The following is a 5,186-nucleotide window of genomic DNA, read 5'->3' as shown; positions in this document are numbered from 1 at the left end:
TGTGGAGCGCCGCCGGGCCGCGGCGGAGGTCAGGGCGGAGACGAAGGCCCGGGCGCGGGCGGAACGCGAGGCGTCGCGGGAGGCGGAGCGGGCCGACACGGAGGACGCGGACGCGGCGGACGCCCCGCTGGAGTCCGCTTCCGGGGCGGTGGGCTTCGAGCCGTACGACTTCCTCGTGGGGCAGACCCCACGGGCCCGCACGGCCACGACGCCGACCACGACCGCGGACGGCGCGGGTGACGAGGCCCCGAACGGGATCACGCACGGAACGCCGGACGGGTCGGCGAACGGGCCCGCGCACGGGACGCCGGACGGGCCCGTGCACGGGACGCCGAACGGGTCGGCGAATGGGCCCGTGCACGGGACGCCGGACGGGACCGCACACGGGTCGTCACGCGGGTCGGCGAACGGGACCGCAGGCAGGGCTGCAGACGGGACGCCGAGGCCCGCACACAGAACCGCACACGAGACGCCGAACGGGCCGGCACGCAGGGCCGCAGACGGGCCGCCGAACGCGACCGCACGCACGGCCGCAGACGGAACGCCCAACGCGACCGCGCACGGGACGCCCAACGCGACCGCGCACGGAACGCCGAACGAGACGCCGAACGCGACCGCGCACGGAACGCCCAACGCGACCGCGCACGGAACGCCGAACGGGGCCGGGCAAGGGGCCGCGCAAGGGACCGCTCAGGCGGCGCCGAGCTCAGCCGTCCCCCGCCCCGGGGCGAAAGCCGCCGGCGCCGACCGGGCCACCGCCCCGACGACGAACCAGCCCGCCCCGAACCCGGACGGGACCGATCAGGCCGCGCCGTAGCTCCTGCCCGGACAGCACCCCGACCAGCCGCGCGGCCGGGTTGCGTCAGCGTGTGCCGAGCAAGGGGCGGAGCTGCTTCGGGAGCTGGTCCTCGCAGGACTTCTCCGCCGCGGTGGTCAGCGCGTCCGACCGGCACTCGTAGTAGTCCGCGTACACGATCTTCAGGGTGAACATCGCGGCGACCAGCGCCAGCGCGAGGCCGCCCGTGACCAGACCGCCGACCGCGGCCGTCGTCTGCTGCCGGGAGGACTCGGGGGCGGCCGGTGCCGGGGCGTCCGGGCTCGGGGTGCGGGGCTTGGCGCGCAGCGAGCTGATGCCCCAGTACAGGGCCAGGGCGCCCAGCAGCAGGGACACGTAGGGCCAGCTGAAGAGGGCGAAGAAGAAGCCCCACATGCCGGACAGCAGTGCGTAGCGCGCGCGGCGCTGGACCGGGTCCGTGGGGTCCCAGCGCATGCCGCCGGGGCCGGGGCCCTGGCCCTCGGGGCCGCCCTGGCCGCCGCCCGGACCGGCGCCGGGGCGCTCTCCGAAGCGGCCTCCCGGTGTGCGGCCGGGCTGGCGGTCGCTCCACTGGTCGCCCCAGGGCGTCCGGCCCTGACCGCCGCCCTGGCCCTGCCCCTGCGAGCCGTCCGAGCCGTCCGGGCCGTCCGAACTGTCGGAGCCACCGGGGCGCCGCGGCTGCCAGGGGCGGTCGGGCGTGCCCTCGGGCGGCGGCGCGAAGGGATTGTCGTCGCCCGGGCCCGACGCGGAGCCGGACGAGGAACCCGGAGCGTCCTGGGTGCCGGACGAGTCCGGTTCCCCGGAGGACGGCTGCTGCGGCTGCTGCGACGGGGACGGCGGCGTGGGTCGGCCTTCGCGCCGCAGGACGGCGCCGGCGGGCAGCGTGAGGCGAAGGCTTCGGTCCGGCATCAGGTGTGCGTCTTCCCCTAGGTCGTCGATGAAAGGGATCGATGGAAGGGACCATCGGTCGGGCGGCGTGCTCGTCACGTCAACGTCCCACGGCCGCCCGGCGTTCCGTCCCGCGCCGGTCTTCACCGGCGCTTCCTGAACGCTGACGCTACCTCCCGGTCACGCCCCCGTCCCGCGGGGGCCGCCGGGAGTGCCGGTATCGTTGCTGGCGGTCGCCCGGTTCGTAGGGTTCCCCGTATCGGGGACACCGAAGCCTTCGTACGAAAACACGAAGGCGGAAACCGCCGGGCGCGGCAGCAAGTCGTCGCAAGACGCTCAGTTCCCCGAGAAAGGGCCCCGTCGTGGCCAAGGCCAAGCGCCTCGTCGTGCTCGTCTCCGGATCAGGCACGAATCTGCAGGCACTGCTCGACGCCGTCACCGCGCAGGGACCGGAGGCGTACGGGGCCGAGATCGTCGCCGTCGGCGCCGACCGGCCGGGCATCGCGGGCCTCGAGCGCGCCGAGCGCGCCGGGCTGCCGACCTTCGTCTGCCGCGTGCAGGACCACGCGACCCGCGAGGACTGGGACCTCGCGCTCGCCGAGGCGACCGCCGCGTACGAGCCTGACCTGGTGGTCTCCGCAGGCTTCATGAAGATCGTGGGGAAGGAATTCCTCGCCCGGTACGGCGGCCGGTTCGTCAACACGCACCCCGCCCTGCTGCCCAGCTTTCCCGGTGCGCACGGCGTGCGGGACGCGCTCGCGTACGGCGCCAAGGTCACCGGTTGCACCGTCCACTTCGTCGACGACGGCGTCGACACCGGCCCGATCATCGCCCAGGGCGTGGTCGAGGTCCGCACCGAGGACGACGAGAGCGCTCTGCACGAGCGCATCAAGGAAGTCGAGCGAACGCTGCTCGTGGAGGTCGTGGGGCGTCTGGCCCGTGACGGCTTCACCATCGAGGGACGAAAGGTAGTTATCCCGTGACCGCCGAGAGCAACAAGCGGCCCATCCGCCGGGCGCTGGTCAGCGTCTACGACAAGACCGGTCTGGAGGAGCTGGCGCGCGGGCTCCACGAGGCGGGCGTCGAGCTGGTCTCCACCGGGTCCACCGCCGGAAAGATCGCCTCCGCCGGGGTGCCGGTCACCAAGGTCGAGGAGCTCACCGGCTTCCCGGAGTGCCTCGACGGGCGCGTGAAGACCCTGCACCCGAAGGTGCACGCGGGCATCCTCGCGGACCTGCGCCTGGAGGACCACCGCAACCAGCTCGCCGACCTCGGCGTGCAGCCGTTCGACCTCGTGATCGTGAACCTGTACCCGTTCAAGGAGACCGTCGCCTCCGGCGCGAGCCCCGACGCGTGCGTGGAGCAGATCGACATCGGCGGCCCGTCCATGGTGCGCGCCGCCGCCAAGAACCACCCGTCGGTCGCGGTCGTCGTCAACCCGGCCGCGTACGGCGACGTCCTGAAGGCCGTCGCGGACGGCGGGTTCGACCTGACCGCCCGCAAGCGCCTGGCCGCCGAGGCGTTCCAGCACACCGCCGCGTACGACGTGGCCGTCGCCTCCTGGTTCGCCGACGACTACGCCGCCGCCGACGACTCCGGTCACCCCGACTTCCTGGGCGCCGCCTACACGCGCAAGAACGTCCTGCGCTACGGCGAGAACCCGCACCAGGGCGCTGCCCTCTACGTCGACGGCACGGGCGGCCTCGCCGAGGCCGAGCAGCTGCACGGCAAGGAGATGTCGTACAACAACTTCACGGACACGGACGCCGCGCGCCGTGCCGCGTACGACCACGACGACCCGTGCGTCGCGATCATCAAGCACGCCAACCCGTGCGGCATCGCCGTCGCGTCGAGCGTGGCGGAGGCGCACCGCAAGGCCCACGCCTGCGATCCGGTCTCGGCCTACGGCGGCGTCATCGCCGTGAACCGCCCGGTCACCAAGGAGATGGCCGAGCAGGTCGCCGACATCTTCACCGAGGTCATCGTCGCGCCCGACTACGAGGACGGCGCGCTCGAGGCCCTCACCAAGAAGAAGAACATCCGCGTGCTGCGCGCCCCGAACGGCCCGGCCGCGAAGGTCGAGACGAAGCAGATCGACGGCGGCGCCCTCCTCCAGGTCGCCGACCGCCTCCAGGCCGACGGTGACAACCCGGCCACCTGGACCCTCGCGACCGGCGACGCCCTCTCGCAGGGCGAGCTGGACGAGCTCGCGTTCGCGTGGCGGGCCTGCCGGGCCGTGAAGTCCAACGCGATCCTGCTCGCCAAGGACGGCGCCTCGGTCGGCGTCGGCATGGGCCAGGTCAACCGCGTCGACTCCTGCAAGCTCGCCGTCGAGCGGGCCGGCGAGGAGCGGGCGCGCGGCTCCTTCGCCGCCTCCGACGCGTTCTTCCCGTTCCCGGACGGGCCGCAGATCCTGATCGACGCCGGCATCAAGGCGATCGTGCAGCCCGGCGGTTCGATCCGTGACGAGCTGGTCGTCGAGGCCGCGAAGAAGGCGGGCGTGACGATGTACTTCACGGGAACGCGGCACTTCTTCCACTGAGCCGCGCCGGATCGTCGAGCAGCGGGGTGCCGGAGCTGATCCTCCGGCACCCCGCGAGCGCGTTCGCGTGGCGCATCCGGCCCTCGCGGGAGCGCGGCGGCTCGAGGCGGTCCTGGGCGGCCATGCACAGCGTCACGTACACGGAGCCCGTGCGGTCGTGCGACGCGGAGCGTTCGGCGGCCGGTGGTCCTGCGGCGCGCGTGCACCCGGCCGCGGCGAGCGTGACGACAGCCGCCGCGACCGTGCACGCCGACATCAGCGTGCGCTTCATGTTGGTGCTTCCCCCTGGAACGCACCGTCCCCCGTGGCGGTGCGCCCGCCCAGTCTCGGGGGCCGTGCCGGTGGAGGGAACCTAGGAGGTGCGAGGGTGCGCCCGCCCCCGACCGCCCCGCCCGCACGTGTTCAGCAGTGCCGGACCCAGCGGTGCGAGCGCGGGGCGTAGCCGCCCTGGAGGTTGCCCTGCTGGTTGACCGCGGTGCAGCCCGTGCGCCGGGTGTCGCGCCGCAGGTCGAATCCGGCGGGTCGCCAGTCGGCGCCGCGGAAGTAGGCGACGTCGTGGGCCGCCGTCGTCTCCTGGTTGTTGTTGAAGACCGAGCGCACCGGGTCGGTGCGGGTCCACGGGCAACGGGCCGCGCCCGCCAGCCAGTCGGGGTCGTCCCCGGTCCACGCGCACATCTCGCCGTTGCCGTCGGGCTCGCTGAAGAAGCACACGGCGCCCCGGTCACAGCGGTGGTAGCCGTACGTCCGCGGCTCGTCCCGCAGGCCCAGCGTCAGCCCGGCCGCGAGCGCCGCCGAGAGCACGGCCGCGCCGAGCGGGTACCACCGCACCCGGCGCATCCGCTGCGGCTGTATCCGCAACGGCCGCACCCGCCACGGCCGTCCGCCCGGCCCGCGGCGGCCGCGCTGCGGGCGCGGGACCGCGCGCAGCAGCGCCTCGGCGTC

The 5,186-nt window shown here is 74.2% G+C and carries 6 protein-coding genes; 2 read left to right on the top strand and 4 right to left on the bottom strand.

Annotation, left to right across the window (positions count from 1 at the left end; translation table 11 throughout):
• Positions 1-261, bottom strand: a 261-nt coding sequence (locus GTW43_RS32095) for a hypothetical protein (protein ID WP_161305486.1), incomplete at its 3' end; no start/stop codon positions are given.
• Between the two features lie 601 nt (positions 262-862).
• The gene (locus GTW43_RS32090) at positions 863-1,723 is read right to left on the bottom strand and encodes a hypothetical protein (protein WP_161305485.1); all 861 of its coding nucleotides are present in this window, start codon (positions 1,721-1,723) and stop codon (positions 863-865) included.
• Between the two features lie 341 nt (positions 1,724-2,064).
• On the opposite strand from GTW43_RS32090, the gene purN reads away from it, so the two are divergent.
• Positions 2,065-2,685, top strand: coding sequence for a phosphoribosylglycinamide formyltransferase (gene purN / locus GTW43_RS32085; RefSeq protein ID WP_161305484.1), 621 nt, complete (start codon positions 2,065-2,067; stop codon positions 2,683-2,685).
• Positions 2,682-4,244, top strand: coding sequence for a bifunctional phosphoribosylaminoimidazolecarboxamide formyltransferase/IMP cyclohydrolase (gene purH, locus GTW43_RS32080; RefSeq protein WP_161305483.1), 1,563 nt, complete (start codon positions 2,682-2,684; stop codon positions 4,242-4,244). The genes purN and purH overlap by 4 nt, the downstream gene beginning before the upstream one ends.
• Here purH and GTW43_RS32075 read toward each other — a convergent pair.
• Together GTW43_RS32075 and GTW43_RS32070 are read right to left on the bottom strand one after the other, a co-directional pair.
• Entirely contained in the window at positions 4,216-4,515 is a 300-nt protein-coding gene (locus GTW43_RS32075; RefSeq protein ID WP_161305482.1) for a hypothetical protein, read from the bottom strand. The genes purH and GTW43_RS32075 overlap by 29 nt on opposite strands.
• A 131-nt stretch (positions 4,516-4,646) precedes the next feature.
• On the bottom strand, positions 4,647-5,186 hold a 540-nt coding region (locus tag GTW43_RS32070; protein WP_237536923.1), incomplete at its 5' end, for a peptidase inhibitor family I36 protein.

Origin of the sequence: Streptomyces sp. SID5785 (assembly GCF_009870065.1) — a bacterium.
Classification (GTDB): domain Bacteria; phylum Actinomycetota; class Actinomycetes; order Streptomycetales; family Streptomycetaceae; genus Streptomyces.
This window is presented reverse-complemented; position numbering and strand designations above follow the sequence as displayed.